A 16,666-nucleotide genomic window follows, 5' to 3' on the forward strand; every position below is an offset into this window, starting at 1 on the left:
GAGACGCCCGAAAGCAGCGCATGTGGACACAGTGGGAATTGATCCAGGTCAATGAAGCCGGTCTCATGGGACAGGTAGACTTCTATCGGTTCAGTCGGCGTACCGAAACATGGGCAAGGGCCAATTTCAAGTGACGTACCAATTGGTGGAGGGGAATCTCCCGCTGACTCTGCAGGCCACGTTCAAGCCGTGGGCTATTGGAGTAGGCCACAGCAAGATCCTGCTTCGCGGATTGTCGGGGGGCGAAGAGGGGGATGCCCCTGGGGTCTTCGACGTCTTGTTCCAGGACGTCTCCCGAATCTCGCTGGCTGATCGGTACGCAGGCCTCAGCCTGTCGGACGCCGGCCCGGAAGCCTTGCGCGCCGAAGAGCGGAGGGCCGGGCGTAGCTGGGGAGAGAGCGCACTCTTCCGAGTCTCCGAAGACCATCCGTACGATTACGTCGTTGCGGGGCATGTCTTCTGGGCTGAAGTTTTCGTTCCCGCCACGGATCCGAGCCCGCTGATGCAGGAATTCCCCATTCCTGGCTCGATCAAGGATGACCAGGTCTTCCGAGTGAGAGCGGATCGGTAGCCCCCATCACGTCGAAGCCCTGTCAGGCCCTGCATGGCAGGGCTTCGGCGCGTCCGGGGGCCGCTTGGCTAGCCCCAACGCCGTGTAGATAGCTCCAGCGGGCTCCTGTCATGGGTCTGGTGTGGTCAGGATGTCGATGCGGATGGTGGCCTTGTAGCTGGTCCGGTCGATGGTGCCGTTGTGGTCCTGGCGCTGCGACGGAGGACGACGCCTGGAGGGCGCACGATCGAGCCCAGGAGTTGCAGGCCGTCCGCGACGACTACCCCTCGGCCCAGTACAAGGGAACGACCGCCGTGATCGGTGTCTACAACCAGGACACCAAACAGGTCACGATCCGCATCGGGATCAACGGCGGTGGTGCGATTGCCAGCCTGGTCGCTCCGGGACGGAGAGGAGTTCGTCCAGGCAGCCGGCCACGCCGAGGCGGGTATTCTCAACGGCCTGGCTTCCAACGAGCATGCGATCTTTGGCGCTACAACGATCAACTTCTGTAACGCGACGTGCTTCCCTCTGATGAACGTCCGCGGAATGACGTTGGGGCGGGTTCGGTCACGCGGCCCAAATCTCACCGTTCAGACTGTTCTGGTTGTCGGCAGAGGATCAGGCACAGGAGGTCACTGCAATGGAAGGTCTCGCGGATCCCACGAATGCCGAGCTGATGGTGCTCTGCGCCGCCGCTGCCGAGCGAGGCACCGGGTTCTGCAGGGTCCTCGGTTCCGCGGAGCAGCAGGAGTGGCTGGGTACCGCTCTGGAAACGGCCTGGTCTGCGGCGGCCGGCCAGGCCGTGGTGGACGAGTGCGCGGATCTGCTCGATGCCCTCGTGCTGGAGGATGAAGAGGGTGAGGAGGACCCCACAGCCAGGCCGGGCTTCTTCGCCGATCAGTCCGTCGGACTGGTGGGTGAAGCACTCGCCGCGTCGATGAGACCGTCGGTGGAGAAGGTCGAAACGGTGCTGAGGACCGTGCGGACCTTGCTGTCGATCGCCGACTTCACTCTTTCGGGAGAGAAGCCGGTGATCGTGCGGGCTGGGGAGACCCCGCCCGCCGGTCCTCTCGTGAGCCGAGAGCTGGATGCCCGGCTCGAGGTGCTCGCCGTCCTTGCTCGGGATCGTCGTGACGCGGGCAGTGGAGGGCGCCCTCGATCCGACGTCCTGACCGAGTTGCGCGAGGCGACTCGCGCGTTCGTGATCGAGGTGACTCCCGCGCTGGAAGAATTCGCCGAGGCGAAGAGCTGGCTGTAGCCGAGACCGCTGAGCCGTTCACCCTCACTCGTTCAAGATCACCCGACCGTGATCACTGTCACCAGCCTCCGTGGACAGAACACCTAGCTCCCCGGCGGCACGGGCGTCCTCGCCGTGCTGGTCCTGTGCGGCGAGGACGCGCCGCACAGCCGCCGCCACCGGCACCACCACCGCCACGGGCACCCGCTGCCCCCGTGCTCCGGGGCGCACTCCCTCTACCCGTGCCCCGGAGCACCGCATCACCCCGGACGTCACCGCACTGTCACTGCCCGCAAGTAGGGTGGGAGACATGGCAGACCCCTCCAGCTACCGCCCCAAGCCGGGACAGATCCCCGACTCCCCGGGGGTCTACAGATTCCGCGACGAGCACCGCCGGGTGATCTACGTCGGGAAGGCGAAGAGCCTGCGCCAGCGCCTGGCCAACTACTTCCAGGACCTGGCCAATCTCCACCCCCGTACGCGCACGATGGTCACCACGGCTGCCTCCGTCGAGTGGACCGTCGTCGCCACCGAGGTCGAGGCGCTCCAGCTGGAGTACTCCTGGATCAAGGAGTACGACCCCCGGTTCAACGTCAAGTACCGGGACGACAAGAGCTATCCGTACCTCGCGGTCACGCTCAACGAGGAGTTCCCGCGCGTGCAGGTCATGCGCGGTGCCAAGAAGAAGGGCGTGCGCTACTTCGGTCCGTACGGGCACGCCTGGGCGATCCGCGAGACCGTCGACCTGATGCTCCGGGTCTTTCCCGTACGCACGTGCTCCGCAGGTGTCTTCAGGAACGCCGCGCGGACCGGCCGCCCCTGCCTCCTCGGCTACATCGGCAAGTGCTCGGCGCCCTGCGTCGGCCGGGTCACCCCCGAGGAACACCGCGAACTGGCGGACGATTTCTGCGACTTCATGGCCGGCCGCACGGGCACGTACATCCGCCGCCTGGAGAAGGACATGACGGCGGCGGCCGAGGAGATGGAGTACGAGCGGGCGGCCCGGCTCCGCGACGACGTGGAGGCCCTGAAGCGGGCCATGGAGAAGAGCGCCGTCGTCCTCGCCGACGCCACCGACGCCGACCTGATCGCTCTCGCCGAGGACGAGCTGGAGGCCGCCGTGCAGATCTTCCACGTCCGCGGCGGCCGGGTGCGCGGCCAGCGAGGCTGGGTCACCGACAAGGTCGAGGCGGTCGACACCTCGGGCCTCGTCGAGCACGCCCTGCAGCAGCTGTACGGGGAGGAGACGGGCGACTCCGTCCCCAAGGAGGTCCTCGTCCCGGCCCTTCCGGAGGACCCCGAAGCGGTCTCCCAGTGGCTCGCCGACCGCCGGGGCTCCCAGGTCAGCCTGCGCATCCCGCAGCGCGGCGACAAGAAGGACCTGATGGTGACGGTCCAGCGCAACGCCCAGCAGGCCCTGGGGCTGCACAAGACCAAGCGCGCCTCCGATCTGACGACCCGCTCCCGCGCCCTGGAGGAGATCACCGAGGCGCTCGGCCTCGATACGGCTCCGCTGCGCATCGAGTGCTTCGACATCTCCCATCTCCAGGGCGACGACGTGGTCGCCTCCATGGTCGTCTTCGAGGACGGTCTGGCCCGCAAGAGCGAGTACCGCCGCTTCCAGATCAAGGGCTTCGAGGGCCAGGACGACGTCCGCTCGATGCACGAGGTGATCGGCCGCCGCTTCAAGCGGTACCTGCAGGAGAAGGAACGGACGGGGGAGTGGGAGGAGATTCCTGCCCCCACCGGAGCCGTCCCGGCCCCGGAAGCCTCCGATGCCGGCCCCTTCGAGAACGAGTCCCGTGAGGACGACGGCCGCCCCAAGCGGTTCGCCTACCCGCCGCAGCTCGTGGTGGTCGACGGCGGCCAGCCGCAGGTCGCCGCGGCCAAGCGGGCCCTCGACGAGCTGGGGATCGACGACATCGCCGTCTGCGGCCTCGCCAAGCGTCTCGAAGAGGTCTGGCTGCCCGACGACGACGACCCCGTGGTCCTGCCCCGCTCCAGTGAGGGCCTCTACCTCCTGCAGCGTGTCCGCGACGAGGCCCACCGCTTCGCCATCACCTACCAGCGCGCCAAGCGGGCCAAGCGCATCCGCTCCAGCCCTCTCGATGCGGTCGCCGGACTCGGCGAGACCAGGAAGCAGGCGTTGATCAAGCATTTCGGCTCAGTGAAGAAGCTGAAGCAGGCGACAATCGACGAGATCTGCGAGATTCCGGGAATAGGCCGCAGGACGGCGGAATCAGTGGCTGTCGCCCTCGCCTCGGCCGCCCCGGCCGCGCCCGCCGTGAACACGGCGACAGGAGAGATCATGGAAGAGGACGACGGGGGCAGCGCAACATGACTGAGCACGAGCAGGAACAAGAGCACAATCAGCAGAACCAGCACGAGCAGCAGCACGAGCAAGAGCGCGCGCACGACCGCACAGACCGAGCAGACGGAGCAGGACACGTGAGTACGGGCACCACGATCGAGACGGGCGATGCCACCGCGGCCATCCCCGAGCTGGTGATCATCTCCGGTATGTCGGGCGCCGGGCGGTCCACCGCCGCCAAATGTCTGGAGGACCTCGGCTGGTTCGTCGTCGACAACCTGCCGCCCGCGCTGATCCCCACCATGGTGGAGCTGGGTGCCCGGTCGCAGGGCAATGTGGCCCGGATCGCCGTCGTCGTCGACGTGCGCGGCCGCCGCTTCTTCGACAATCTCCGGGAATCCCTCGCCGACCTCGAGGCCAAGCACGTCACCCGGCGGATCGTCTTCCTGGAGTCCTCCGACGACGCGCTGGTCCGCCGCTTCGAATCGGTCCGCCGCCCGCACCCCCTCCAGGGTGACGGCCGCATCGTCGACGGCATCGCGGCCGAGCGTGACCTGCTGCGCGAGCTGCGCGGCGACGCCGACCTGGTGATCGACACCTCCAGCCTCAACGTGCACGAGCTGCGCGCCAAGATGGACGCCCAGTTCGCCGGCGACGCGGAGCCGGAGCTGCGCGCCACGGTGATGTCGTTCGGCTTCAAGTACGGCCTGCCGGTGGACGCCGACCTGGTGGTGGACTGCCGTTTCCTGCCCAACCCGCACTGGGTCCCGGAGCTGCGCCCGTTCACCGGGCTCAACGAGGAGGTGTCGGCGTACGTCTTCGACCAGCCGGGCGCCAAGGAGTTCCTCAACCAGTACACCGAGCTGCTGCAGCTCGTCGCCGCGGGCTACCGCCGCGAGGGCAAGCGCTACGTGACGATCGCCGTCGGCTGCACGGGCGGCAAGCACCGCTCCGTCGCGATGTCGGAGAAGCTCGCCGCGCGGCTCGCCACCGAAGGAATCGAGACCGTCCTCGTCCACCGGGACATGGGGCGCGAGTGACCAGTCGTAATCTGCGCCTGCGGCGGCTGCGCAGAGCCACCTCCGCGCTCTCCGCCCGCAAGCGCGGCGCCCAGCAGCCCAAGGTCGTCGCCCTCGGCGGCGGCATGGGCCTGTCCGCGTCGCTCGCGGCGCTGCGCCGGATCACCGGCGATCTCACCGCCGTGGTCACCGTCGCCGACGACGGCGGCTCCAGCGGCCGGCTCCGCGAGGAGCTCGGCGTCCTGCCGCCCGGCGACCTCCGGAAGGCGCTCGCCGCGCTCTGCGGCGACGACGACTGGGGCCAGACCTGGGCCCAGGTCATCCAGCACCGCTTCCAGTCCAAGGGCGATCTGCACGAGCACGCGGTCGGCAATCTGCTGATCGTCGCCCTGTGGGAGCAGCTCGGCGACCATGTGCAGGCCCTGGACCTGGTCGGCAAGCTCCTCGGCGCGCACGGCCGGGTGCTGCCCATGTCCGCCGTGCCGCTGGAGCTCCAGGCGCTCGTACGGGGCCACGACCCGGCCCGTCCGGACGACGTGGACACGGTGCGCGGCCAGGCGACGGTGGCGCTCACTCCCGGTGAGGTGCAGTCCGTGCACCTCGTCCCGAACGACCCGCCGGCCGTCCCGGAGGCGGTCGAGGCGGTCCTGGACGCGGACTGGGTGGTGCTCGGCCCGGGATCGTGGTTCTCCTCGGTGATCCCGCATCTGCTCGTACCGGAACTGCTCGACGCGCTCGTCGTGACGAAGGCCCGCAAGGTCCTCTCGCTCAACCTCGCACCGCAACCCGGTGAAACTGATGGCTTCTCTCCGCAGCGTCATTTGGAGGTTTTGGGACGACACGCCCCTAAACTCGCCCTGGACGTGGTGCTGGCCGACGAAGCCGCCGTGCCCGATCGCGAGTCCCTCACCGAAGCCGCCAAGCGGCTCGGTGCCGCGGTCGAGCTGGCGCCGGTGGCCTCACCCGACGGCGTTCCGATCCATGATCCGGAGCTGTTGGCCGCCGCGTACGACCGTATTTTTCGGATGCATGGAAGGATCGGCCCATGGCGATGACGCCAGCGGTGAAGGACGAAATCTCTCGGCTTCCCGTGACCCGGACCTGCTGCAGGAAGGCAGAGGTTTCGGCGATTCTTCGGTTCGCGGGCGGGCTGCACCTGGTGAGTGGCCGGATTGTGATCGAGGCGGAGGTGGACACCGCTATGGCGGCACGCCGGCTGAAGCGGGACATTCTCGAGATCTTCGGGCACAGCTCGGAGCTGATCGTGATGGCCCCCGGCGGTCTGCGGCGCGGCTCCCGCTATGTCGTACGGGTGGTGGCGGGCGGCGACCAGTTGGCCCGCCAGACCGGCCTGGTGGACGGCCGCGGCCGTCCGATCCGCGGTCTGCCGCCGCAGGTGGTCTCGGGGGCCACCTGCGATGCCGAGGCCGCCTGGCGCGGGGCCTTCCTGGCCCACGGCTCGCTCACCGAGCCGGGCCGCTCCTCCTCGCTGGAGGTGACCTGCCCGGGCCCGGAGGCGGCGCTCGCGCTGGTCGGCGCGGCCCGCAGGCTCTCCATCGCGGCGAAGGCACGCGAGGTGCGCGGCGTCGACCGGGTCGTCGTCCGCGACGGCGACGCGATCGGTGCCCTGCTCACCCGGCTCGGCGCCCATGACTCGGTGCTGGCCTGGGAGGAGCGGCGGATGCGCCGCGAGGTCCGCGCCACAGCCAACCGGCTGGCCAACTTCGACGACGCCAATCTGCGCCGCTCCGCGCGGGCCGCGGTGGCTGCGGGTGCCCGCGTGGGACGTGCCCTGGAGATCCTGGGCGAAGAGGTGCCCGAGCACCTCGCGGCGGCCGGACGGCTGCGCATGGAGCACAAGCAGGCCTCCCTGGAGGAACTGGGCGCGCTCGCCGACCCGCCGTTGACGAAGGACGCGGTCGCCGGCCGGATCCGCCGGCTCCTGGCCATGGCCGACAAGCGGGCCCAGGACCTCGGTATCCCGGGGACGGAATCCACCCTCAGCGAAGAGCTCGCCGACGGCCTGGTGGGCTGAGAAGAAGCAGCGGCGAAAGTCGGCCGAAAGCGGAACGCGCGGCACTCCCGCAGATGTTGACAGACAGTAATCATCGCCGCGTGCGCAGCCGAGTATCCGGAGGCCCGTACTCCAAGCGGGGAGTACGGGCCTCCACGGCGCTTCCGGGCCCCGCTCGATGTCACTCACGGGCCCTCGGAGAGGTAGGGTCGGAGGCGGTCGGGGACATCCCTATAAAACTCGCCGGCGTCGAAAACCGGCGAACCTAACGAGGAGATCGGTTCGTGACGATCCGCGTAGGCATTAATGGCTTTGGCCGCATCGGTCGTAACTACTTCCGCGCGCTGCTGGAGCAGGGTGCGGACATCGAGATCGTGGCTGTCAACGACCTGGGTGACACTGCGACCACGGCCCACCTTCTGAAGTACGACACCATTCTGGGTCGTCTGAAGGCAGAGGTCAGCCACACCGCCGACAGCATCACCGTCGACGGCCACGCCATCAAGGTGCTCTCCGAGCGCAACCCGGCCGACATCCCCTGGGGTGAACTGGGCGTCGACGTCGTCGTCGAGTCAACCGGCATCTTCACCAAGAAGGCCGACGCCGAGAAGCACATCGCCGGTGGTGCCAAGAAGGTCCTCATCTCGGCTCCGGCCAAGGGCGAGGACATCACCATCGTGATGGGCGTCAACGAGGACAAGTACGACGCGGCCAACCACCACGTCATCTCCAACGCCTCCTGCACCACCAACTGTGTTGCGCCGATGGCCAAGGTTCTGGACGAGAACTTCGGCATCGTCAAGGGCCTCATGACGACGGTTCACGCGTACACGAACGACCAGCGCATCCTGGACTTCCCCCACTCCGACCTGCGTCGCGCCCGCGCCGCCGCGGAGAACATCATCCCGACCACGACCGGTGCCGCCAAGGCCACCGCTCTGGTGCTCCCTCAGCTCAAGGGCAAGCTCGACGGCATCGCGATGCGCGTTCCGGTCCCGACCGGCTCGGTCACCGACCTGGTCATCACGCTGGAGCGCGAGGTCACCCGCGACGAGGTCAACGCCGCCTTCCAGAAGGCCGCCGAGGGCCCGCTCAAGGGCAAGCTCGTCTACACCCAGGACCCGATCGTGTCCTCGGACATCGTCTCGGACCCGGCGTCCTGCACCTTCGACTCCCTGCTGACCATGGCAGAGGGCACGCAGGTCAAGGTCATCGGCTGGTACGACAATGAGTGGGGCTATTCCAACCGCCTCGTCGACCTGACCGTGTTCGTCGGCAGCCAGCTCTGACCGTCGAATCGGCAGGCACCTCGATGTGAGCACGGGGCTCGGACAGCGCAACGCAGCGCCGTTCGAGCCCCGTTGCATGCTCTCCCGCCCTCCAAGGAGTCCAGCAAGATGAAGACGATCGACGAACTTCTCGCCGAAGGGGTCACCGGCAAGCGCGTATTCGTCCGCGCCGACCTCAACGTGCCGCTGAGCGGCGCCACCATCACCGACGACGGCCGCATCCGTGCCGTCCAGCCGACCGTGGAGAAGCTCGCCGCGGCCGGTGCGAAGGTCATTGTCGCCTCGCACCTGGGCCGCCCCAAGGGCGCGCCGGACCCGGCCTTCTCCCTGGCCCCCGCCGCCGCCCGGCTCGGCGAGCTGATCGGCGCCGACGTCGCCTTCGCGACCGACACGGTCGGCGAGTCCGCCCGCGCCACGGTCGCAGCCCTCACCGACGGCCGGGTCGCCGTCATCGAGAACCTCCGCTTCAACCCCGGCGAGACGTCGAAGGACGACGCCGAGCGCGGCGCGTTCGCCGACCAGCTCGCCGAGCTCGCCGATGTGTATGTGGGCGACGGCTTCGGAGCCGTCCACCGCAAGCACGCCTCGGTCTTCGACCTGCCGGCCCGGCTGCCGCACGCCGCGGGCGACCTGATCGCCACCGAGGTCGGCGTCCTGAAGAAGCTCACCGAGGACGTCGCGCGTCCGTACGCCGTCGTGCTCGGCGGCTCCAAGGTCTCCGACAAGCTCGGCGTCATCGACCACCTCCTGGAGCGGGCCGACCGCATCCTCATCGGCGGTGGCATGGCGTACACCTTCCTCAAGGCCCAGGGCCACGAGGTCGGCAGCTCCCTCCTGCAGGAGGACCAGATCCCGGCGGTGCTGGAGTATCTGAAGCGCGCCGAGGAGAAGGGCGTGGAGTTCGTGCTCCCGGTCGACGTCGTGGTCTCCGAGCAGTTCCCGGACCTCAGGACCAAGGCGCCGACCCAGCACAGCACCGTGCCCGCGCACGCCATCCCGGCCGGCGTGATGGGTCTGGACAACGGACCCGAGACCAACAAGCTGTACGCCTCGAAGCTCGCCGACGCCGTCACCGTCTTCTGGAACGGCCCGATGGGCGTCTTCGAGCACCCCGACTACGCCGAGGGCACCCGGGCGGTCGCCCAGGCCCTCGTCGACTCCTCGGGCTTCAGTGTCGTCGGCGGTGGCGACTCCGCCGCTGCCGTCCGCATCCTGGGCTTCGACGAGAACGCATTCGGCCACATCTCGACCGGTGGCGGCGCCAGCCTCGAATACCTCGAGGGCAAGACGCTTCCCGGCCTTGCCGCACTGGAGGACTGACCTTTCATGACTGCACCCGTTTCTTCTGGCCGTACCCCGCTGATGGCGGGCAACTGGAAGATGAACCTCAACCACCTCGAGGCCATCGCGCACGTCCAGAAGCTTGCCTTCGCCCTGGCCGACAAGGACTACGACGCCGTCGAGGTCGCCGTCCTGCCGCCCTTCACCGACCTGCGCTCGGTGCAGACGCTGGTCGACGGCGACAAACTGAAGATCAAGTACGGCGCCCAGGACGTCTCGGCGCACGACTCCGGCGCGTACACCGGTGAGATCTCGGGCCCCATGCTCGCCAAGCTGAAGTGCACCTATGTCGCGGTCGGCCACAGCGAGCGCCGCCAGTACCACGGCGAGAACGACGAGATCTGCAACGCCAAGGTGAAGGCCGCGTACCGGCATGGCCTGACCCCGATCCTCTGCGTCGGTGAAGGCCTGGACGTCCGCAAGGCCGGTGACCAGGTCGCGTACACCCTCGCGCAGCTCGACGGCGGCCTGAAGGACATCCCGGCCGAGCAGGCCGAGTCCATCGTGATCGCCTACGAGCCGGTCTGGGCCATCGGCACCGGTGAGGTCGCCACCCCCGAGGACGCGCAGGAGGTCTGCGGTGCGATCCGCCGCCGCCTCGCCGAGCTGTACTCGCAAGAGCTGGCCGACGCCGTCCGTATCCAGTACGGCGGCTCGGTGAAGTCCGGGAACGTCGCGGCGATCATGGCGCAGCCCGACGTGGACGGCGCCCTGATCGGCGGCGCCGCACTGGATGCCGACGAGTTCGTCAAGATCGTCCGCTTCCGCGACCAGTGAGTATGCGGTAGCGCCGATCCGTCGTACCCTTGCGGGGGCCGTGAGGGTCATTGTCCTCCCGGCCCCCGTTGTCCGTTAGAGCAGTCCAAGGGAATTCCGGAAAGTAGGGACCAGCCGTGGTTATGGGGTTCTCGATCGCCCTGATCGTCTTCAGCCTGCTGCTGATGCTGCTGGTGCTGATGCACAAGGGAAAGGGCGGCGGCCTCTCCGACATGTTCGGTGGCGGTATGCAGTCGTCCGTCGGCGGCTCCTCGGTCGCCGAGCGAAACCTCGACCGGATCACCGTGGTGGTCGGTCTGGGATGGTTCGCATGCATTGTCGTGCTTGGTCTGCTGATGAAGCTGGACAACTGACCCGGCGTCCGCGATTCCCGGTGAGGGTGTAACTCCTTTCACTGGACGCGCGTTGGGCCTTACGTAGACTGGGGCATCTTCGAGCACCATCACGCAGGGAGTTACGACCGTGGCAAGTGGCAACGCGATCCGGGGAAGCCGGGTCGGAGCGGGGCCGATGGGGGAGGCCGAGCGGGGCGAGTCCGCGCCGCGTCTCCGCATCTCCTTCTGGTGCTCGAACGGGCACGAGACGCAGCCGAGCTTCGCCAGTGACGCGCAGACACCGGACACTTGGGACTGCCCGCGCTGTGGCTTCCCGGCCGGTCAGGACCGGGACAACCCGCCGGACCCGCCGCGCACCGAACCGTACAAGACGCACCTTGCGTACGTGCGTGAGCGTCGCAGCGATGCGGACGGCGAGGCCATCCTCGCCGAGGCCCTGGCCAAACTCCGGGGCGAAATCTAGTTTCTTTCACCGGCCGGTCGCCCCATGGGTGGCCGGCCGGAGTGCATGTGTCGGCGCCACAGCTCTCCGTCGCCTCGTCAACCCCTCTGATCAATTAAGTTGGAGGGGCAGCGGGGCATGTGCACGTACGAGAAGAAGTGGGCTGATATCCGGGATGAACGCGCAAAGCCGAACCAAGCTGAATCACACGCCCGAGTGGACTGCTCTCGGCAAGCACCGCGAGCAGTTCGGGCAGACGCATCTGCGGCAGCTGTTCGCCGACGATCCGGAGCGCGGGGCCGGATATACCCTCCGGGTCGGCGATCTGTATCTCGACTACTCCAAGCACCTGGTCACCGACGAGACGCTCCGACTGCTGCGCGAGCTCGCCGACGCCACCGGAGTCGCCGAGCTGCGTGACGCCATGTTCCGCGGCGAGAAGATCAATACCACCGAGGACCGCGCCGTCCTGCACACCGCGCTGCGCGCCCCGCGCGACGCCGTGATCGAGGTCGACGGCCAGAACGTGGTGCCCGCCGTGCACGCCGTGCTCGACAGGATGGCGGCCTTTGCCGACCGCATCAGGTCGGGGGAGTGGACCGGCCACACCGGCAAGCCGATCAAGAACATCGTCAACATCGGCATCGGCGGCTCCGACCTCGGCCCCGCCATGGCGTACGAGGTGCTGCGCTCCTTCACGGACCGCTCGCTCACCGTCCGCTTCGTGTCGAACGTCGACGGCGCCGACCTGCACGAGGCCGTTCGCGACCTCGACCCCGCCGAGACGCTGTTCATCGTCGCGTCGAAGACCTTCACCACGATCGAGACGATCACCAACGCCACCTCCGCCCGCAACTGGCTGCTGACCGGTCTTCGGGCCGAGCAGGACGCGGTCGCCAAGCACTTCGTGGCGCTCTCGACCAACGCCGAGAAGGTCGCGGACTTCGGCATCGACACCGCCAACATGTTCGAGTTCTGGGACTGGGTCGGCGGCCGCTACTCGTACGACTCGGCCATCGGTCTCTCGCTGATGATCGCCATCGGACCGGACCGGTTCCGCGAGATGCTCGACGGCTTCCACCTCGTCGACGAACACTTCCGCACCGCTCCGGCGGAGGCCAACGCCCCTCTGCTGCTCGGCCTGCTGGGCATCTGGTACGGCGCGTTCTTCGACGCCCAGTCGCATGCCGTACTGCCGTACAGCCACTATCTGTCCAAGTTCACCGCCTACTTGCAGCAGCTGGACATGGAGTCCAACGGCAAGTCCGTGGACCGGGACGGCAATCCGGTCGAGTGGCAGACCGGACCGGTCGTCTGGGGCACGCCCGGCACCAACGGGCAGCACGCCTACTACCAGTTGATCCACCAGGGCACCAAGGTCATCCCGGCCGACTTCATCGGCTTCGCCGAGCCGGTCGCCGACCTGCCGCCCGGGCTCGTCGCCCAGCACGATCTGCTGATGGCCAACTTCTTCGCCCAGACCCAGGCGCTGGCCTTCGGCAAGACGCCGGACGAGGTCCGCGCGGAGGGCGTCGCCGAGGAGCTGGTGCCGCACAAGACGTTCCTGGGCAACCACCCCACGACGACGATCCTCGCGGACCGGCTGACGCCGTCCGTGCTCGGCCAGCTCATCGCTCTGTACGAGCACAAGGTCTTCGTCCAGGGCGCCGTCTGGAACATCGACTCCTTCGACCAGTGGGGCGTCGAGCTCGGCAAGGTTCTTGCCAAGAAGATCGAGCCGGTGCTGACCGAGGGCACAGGGGGCGAGCAGCTGGACAGCTCGACCGCCGCCCTCGTCGCCGCGTACCGCACGCGGCGGGGCCGCTGATCCCGGACACGCCCTCAGCGGCGACTATGTTTGTCTCCGGGTGGGATCGATGGCGCCGATGCGGCACCGCGGACGTCTCGTGGCACGACCCCGGCTCGGCGGATCGCTCCCGCAGGCGCCGGACAGCAGACAGGCCCGGTCCGCTCCGGGAGCGAACCGGGCCTGTTGTCAGCCGCGCTGACGGCCACTCAGGGAGAGGCCGGCGGATACAGGGCGCGCGGCAGCTGCGAGGCCGCCGCCGAGTCCAGCAGCCACAGCGTGCGGCTGCGTCCGTACGCGCCCGCCGCCGGGGCCTGGATCTCCCCGGCGCCCGACAGTGCGATGGCCGCGGCCTCCGCCTTGTCCTCGCCCGCCGCGAGCAGCCACACCTCGCGCGCGGCCCGGATCGCGGGCAGCGTCAGCGAAATGCGGGTGGGCGGCGGCTTGGGAGCGCCGTGCACACCGACGACGGTGCGCTCGGTCTCCCGTACCGCGGGCAGCTCCGGGAAGAGCGACGCGACATGTGTGTCCGGGCCCACGCCCAGCATCAGCACATCGAACGTCGGGACCGGGCCGTGGTCCTCCGGACGGGCCGCGGTGGCCAGTTCGGCGGCGTACGTGGCCGCGGCGGTGTCGGCGTCGTTGCCGCAGGGACCGTCCGAAGCGGGCATCGCATGGACCCGGGACGGGACAAGCGGCACCGAGTCCAGCAGGGCCTCACGGGCCTGCGTGACATTGCGCTCCGGATCGCCGTCCGGCAGGAACCGCTCGTCGCCCCACCACAGGTCGAGCCGCGACCAGTCGATCGCGTCCCGGGCGGGCGCGGCGGCGAGCGCTGCCAGCAGGCCGTTGCCGTTGCGTCCACCGGTGAGGACCACCGAGGCGTAGCCGCGCGCGGCCTGGGCGTCCACGATCTTCGTGATCAGCCTGGCCGCGGCGGCCTGCGCCATCAGCTCCTTGTCGCGGTGCACGACAAGTTGAGGTGCACTCACTTCGCTGCCGCCCTCTTCGCCGCGGTCTTCTTCGCTGCGGTCGGGGTGGCGGCGGGCTCGGCGGCCTTCGGTGCGGCGGGCTCGGGCTCCGCCGCGTCGGCCAGATTCTCCACACCGAACTTCACCGTGGCCTCGTAGGTGTTGTCCGGGTCCAGACGGCGCAGCTCCTCGGCGAGCAGCTCGGCGGTCTCCCGCCGCTTGAGCGCCACCGCACGGTTCGGCTGTCCTTCCATGGAGAGCGTGGCCAGCGAACCGTCCGGGCGGTCCAGGACGATGGCGCCGTCCTTGGTCTCCATCCGTACGGCCGTCAGACCGGGACCGGCGGACAGCGTGCGCTGCACCGGTACCTTGAGCCGGTCCGCGAGCCACATGGCGAGCAGCTCGCAGCTGGGGTTCTCCGACTCGCCCTCGACCGTCGCCGACAGCACCTCGACGGGCTTCTGGTCGAGCGCGGCCGCCAGCATCGAGCGCCACGGGGTGATGCGGGTCCAGGACAGATCCGTGTCGCCCGGGGTGTACGACTGGGCGCGCACCGCGAGTTCGGCGCTGGGCGCCTCCGCCGAATAGGCGTCCGTGATCCGGCGCTGGGCGAGCGCGCCCAGCGGGTCCTTCGCCGGGTCGGACGGCGCGTCCTCGGGCCACCACAGCACGACCGGGGCGTCCGGCAGTAGCAGCGGCAGGACCACCGACTGGGCGTGGTTGGCCAGTTCACCGTGGAGGCGCAGGACGATGGTCTCGCCGGAGCCCGAGTCGGAACCGACCCGTACCTCGGCGTCGAGCCGCGCGTCGCGCCGGCTGCGCGGCGAGCGGCTGACCCGCTTGATCACCGCGATGATCCGAGAGGGGTGCTCGCGGGAGGAATCGCTCGCCGCCTTGAGGGCGTCGTACGCGTTCTCCTCGTCGGTGACGATGACCAGGGTCAGCACCATGCCGATGGCCGGCGTGCCGACGGCACGCCGAGCCGACACCAGTGCCTGGTTGATCTTGCTGGAGGTGGTTTCCGTGAGATCGATCTTCATGGCCGACGCCAGCTCCGTCCGTCTCGTGCGAGCATCTCGTCCGCCTCTGCCGGACCCCAGGTGCCCGCCAGGTACTGCGCGGGCTTGCCGTGCTTGTCCCAGTACTCCTCGATCGGGTCGAGGATGTTCCAGGAGAGCTCGACCTCCTGGTGGCGGGGGAAGAGGTTGGCGTCGCCCAGCAGCACATCGAGGATGAGCCGCTCGTACGCCTCCGGGCTGGACTCGGTGAAGGACTCGCCGTAGGCGAAGTCCATCGTGACGTCCCGCACCTCCATGGAGGTGCCGGGCACCTTGGAGCCGAACCGCACGGTCACGCCCTCGTCCGGCTGGACCCGGATGACCAGCGCGTTGCCGCCCAGTTCCTCCGTGGCCCCCGACTCGAACGGCAGGTACGGGGCGCGCTTGAAGACGACCGCGATCTCCGTGACCCGGCGGCCGAGCCGCTTTCCGGTACGGAGGTAGAACGGCACACCCGCCCAGCGGCGGTTGTTGATCGTCAACTTGATCGCGGCGAAGGTGTCGGTCTTCGACTTGGGGTCGATGCCGTCCTCCTCCAGATAGCCGAGGACCTCTTCGCCGCCCTGCCAGGCGTGGGCGTACTGGCCGCGCACGGTGTGCTTGCCCAGGTCCTCCGGCAGTTCGACCGCCGTGAGCACCTTGAGCTTCTCGGCGACCAGGGCCTTCGGGTGGAAGGAGCCGGGCTCCTCCATCGCGGTCAGCGCCAGCAGCTGCAGCAGGTGGTTCTGGATGACGTCACGGGCGGCGCCGATGCCGTCGTAGTAGCCGGCCCGGCCGCCGATGCCGATGTCCTCGGCCATCGTGATCTGGACGTGGTCGACGTAGCTCCGGTTCCAGATCGGCTCGAACATCGTGTTGGCGAACCGCAGCGCCAGGATGTTCTGGACCGTCTCCTTGCCCAGGTAGTGGTCGATCCGGAAGACCTCGTTGGGCGGGAACACGTCGTGCACGAGCTGGTTGAGCTCCTGCGCACTGGTGAGGTCGTGACCGAACGGCTTCTCGATGACGGCGCGCCGCCAGGACCCCTCCGTCTGGTCCGCCAGCCCGTGCTTCTTCAGCTGCTGGACGACCTTCGGGAAGAACTTCGGCGGCACGGACAGGTAGAAGGCGAAGTTGCCGCCCGTGCCCTGTTCCTTGTCGAGTTCCTGGATGGTGGCCTTCAGGGTTTCGAAGGCCTCGTCGTCGTCGAAGTTGCCCTGGACGAAGCGCATCCCCTGGATGAGCTGCTGCCAGACCTCCTCGCGGAACGGCGTGCGGGCGTGCTGCTTGACGGCGTCGTGGACCTCTTGGGTGAAGTCCTCGTCCTGCCACTCGCGGCGCGCGAAGCCGATGAGCGAGAAGCCCGGTGGCAGCAGGCCGCGGTTGGCCAGGTCATAGACAGCAGGCATCAGCTTTTTACGGGACAAATCGCCCGTGACGCCAAAGATGACCAGGCCCGACGGTCCCGCGATACGCGGGAGCCGGCGGTCCTGGGCGTCACGGAGCGGGTTGGCTCCGGGAACACCAGACAAA

The 16,666-nt window shown here is 68.6% G+C and carries 16 protein-coding genes; 12 read left to right on the forward strand and 4 right to left on the reverse strand.

All coding sequences use genetic code 11. The features are described 5' to 3' along the window. The first annotated feature begins 130 nt into the window (after positions 1 to 130). Positions 131 to 571 carry a hypothetical protein gene (locus tag OH809_RS31925; protein WP_406515977.1) on the forward strand — a complete coding sequence of 147 codons (441 nt, stop codon included), beginning with the start codon at positions 131 to 133 and terminating at the stop codon, positions 569 to 571. A gap of 622 nt (positions 572 to 1,193) precedes the next feature. Beyond that, complete coding sequence (locus OH809_RS31930) at positions 1,194 to 1,811, forward strand: hypothetical protein (RefSeq protein WP_406515978.1); 618 nt, start codon at positions 1,194 to 1,196, stop codon at positions 1,809 to 1,811. Between the two features lie 24 nt (positions 1,812 to 1,835). Here OH809_RS31930 and OH809_RS31935 read toward each other — a convergent pair whose 3' ends face one another. Continuing rightward, on the reverse strand, positions 1,836 to 2,102 hold the full coding sequence (locus OH809_RS31935; RefSeq protein WP_406515979.1) for a hypothetical protein: 267 nt from the start codon (positions 2,100 to 2,102) through the stop codon (positions 1,836 to 1,838). Here OH809_RS31935 and uvrC point away from each other — a divergent pair. From uvrC to pgi, 10 genes are all read left to right on the forward strand, one after another. Continuing rightward, positions 2,101 to 4,131 (forward strand): excinuclease ABC subunit UvrC, encoded by a 2,031-nt coding sequence (uvrC, locus tag OH809_RS31940; protein WP_406515980.1) that lies wholly within the window; start codon positions 2,101 to 2,103, stop codon positions 4,129 to 4,131. The genes OH809_RS31935 and uvrC overlap by 2 nt on opposite strands. Next, entirely contained in the window at positions 4,128 to 5,141 is a 1,014-nt protein-coding gene (gene rapZ / locus OH809_RS31945; protein ID WP_406418384.1) for an RNase adapter RapZ, read from the forward strand. The genes uvrC and rapZ overlap by 4 nt, the downstream gene beginning before the upstream one ends. After that, on the forward strand, positions 5,138 to 6,175 hold the full coding sequence (yvcK, locus tag OH809_RS31950; protein ID WP_406418382.1) for a uridine diphosphate-N-acetylglucosamine-binding protein YvcK: 1,038 nt from the start codon (positions 5,138 to 5,140) through the stop codon (positions 6,173 to 6,175). The genes rapZ and yvcK overlap by 4 nt, the downstream gene beginning before the upstream one ends. Further along, positions 6,166 to 7,155, forward strand: a complete 990-nt coding sequence (gene whiA, locus OH809_RS31955; RefSeq protein ID WP_406418380.1) for a DNA-binding protein WhiA — start codon at positions 6,166 to 6,168, stop codon at positions 7,153 to 7,155. The genes yvcK and whiA overlap by 10 nt, the downstream gene beginning before the upstream one ends. Before the next feature lie 263 nt (positions 7,156 to 7,418). Then, a complete protein-coding gene (gap, locus tag OH809_RS31960) occupies positions 7,419 to 8,423 on the forward strand; it encodes a type I glyceraldehyde-3-phosphate dehydrogenase (protein ID WP_406418378.1) in 1,005 nt (334 codons plus the stop codon). 108 nt (positions 8,424 to 8,531) lie between these two features. Continuing rightward, entirely contained in the window at positions 8,532 to 9,743 is a 1,212-nt protein-coding gene (locus OH809_RS31965) for a phosphoglycerate kinase (protein ID WP_406418376.1), read from the forward strand. Between the two features lie 6 nt (positions 9,744 to 9,749). After that, positions 9,750 to 10,541 carry a triose-phosphate isomerase gene (gene tpiA / locus OH809_RS31970; protein ID WP_406418374.1) on the forward strand — a complete coding sequence of 264 codons (792 nt, stop codon included), beginning with the start codon at positions 9,750 to 9,752 and terminating at the stop codon, positions 10,539 to 10,541. A gap of 116 nt (positions 10,542 to 10,657) precedes the next feature. Next, positions 10,658 to 10,894 carry a preprotein translocase subunit SecG gene (secG, locus tag OH809_RS31975; protein WP_078839980.1) on the forward strand — a complete coding sequence of 79 codons (237 nt, stop codon included), beginning with the start codon at positions 10,658 to 10,660 and terminating at the stop codon, positions 10,892 to 10,894. 109 nt (positions 10,895 to 11,003) lie between these two features. After that, a complete protein-coding gene (locus OH809_RS31980) occupies positions 11,004 to 11,339 on the forward strand; it encodes an RNA polymerase-binding protein RbpA (protein ID WP_078839979.1) in 336 nt (111 codons plus the stop codon). Positions 11,340 to 11,493: 154 nt separating this feature from the next. Then, on the forward strand, positions 11,494 to 13,146 hold the full coding sequence (pgi, locus tag OH809_RS31985; RefSeq protein ID WP_406515981.1) for a glucose-6-phosphate isomerase: 1,653 nt from the start codon (positions 11,494 to 11,496) through the stop codon (positions 13,144 to 13,146). Between the two features lie 188 nt (positions 13,147 to 13,334). On the opposite strand, the gene pgl is transcribed toward pgi, so the two are convergent. From pgl to zwf, 3 genes are read right to left on the reverse strand one after another with little or no spacing between them, the layout of a single operon-like run. Then, the gene (gene pgl / locus OH809_RS31990; RefSeq protein ID WP_406418370.1) at positions 13,335 to 14,117 is read right to left on the reverse strand and encodes a 6-phosphogluconolactonase; all 783 of its coding nucleotides are present in this window, start codon (positions 14,115 to 14,117) and stop codon (positions 13,335 to 13,337) included. Beyond that, entirely contained in the window at positions 14,114 to 15,136 is a 1,023-nt protein-coding gene (gene opcA, locus OH809_RS31995) for a glucose-6-phosphate dehydrogenase assembly protein OpcA (RefSeq protein WP_406515982.1), read from the reverse strand. The genes pgl and opcA overlap by 4 nt, the downstream gene beginning before the upstream one ends. Continuing rightward, a complete protein-coding gene (zwf, locus tag OH809_RS32000; RefSeq protein ID WP_406418366.1) occupies positions 15,133 to 16,665 on the reverse strand; it encodes a glucose-6-phosphate dehydrogenase in 1,533 nt (510 codons plus the stop codon). The genes opcA and zwf overlap by 4 nt, the downstream gene beginning before the upstream one ends. Between the last annotated feature and the right edge of the window lies 1 nt (position 16,666).

Source organism: Streptomyces sp. NBC_00873, from assembly GCF_045207415.1.
Lineage (GTDB): Bacteria > Actinomycetota > Actinomycetes > Streptomycetales > Streptomycetaceae > Streptomyces.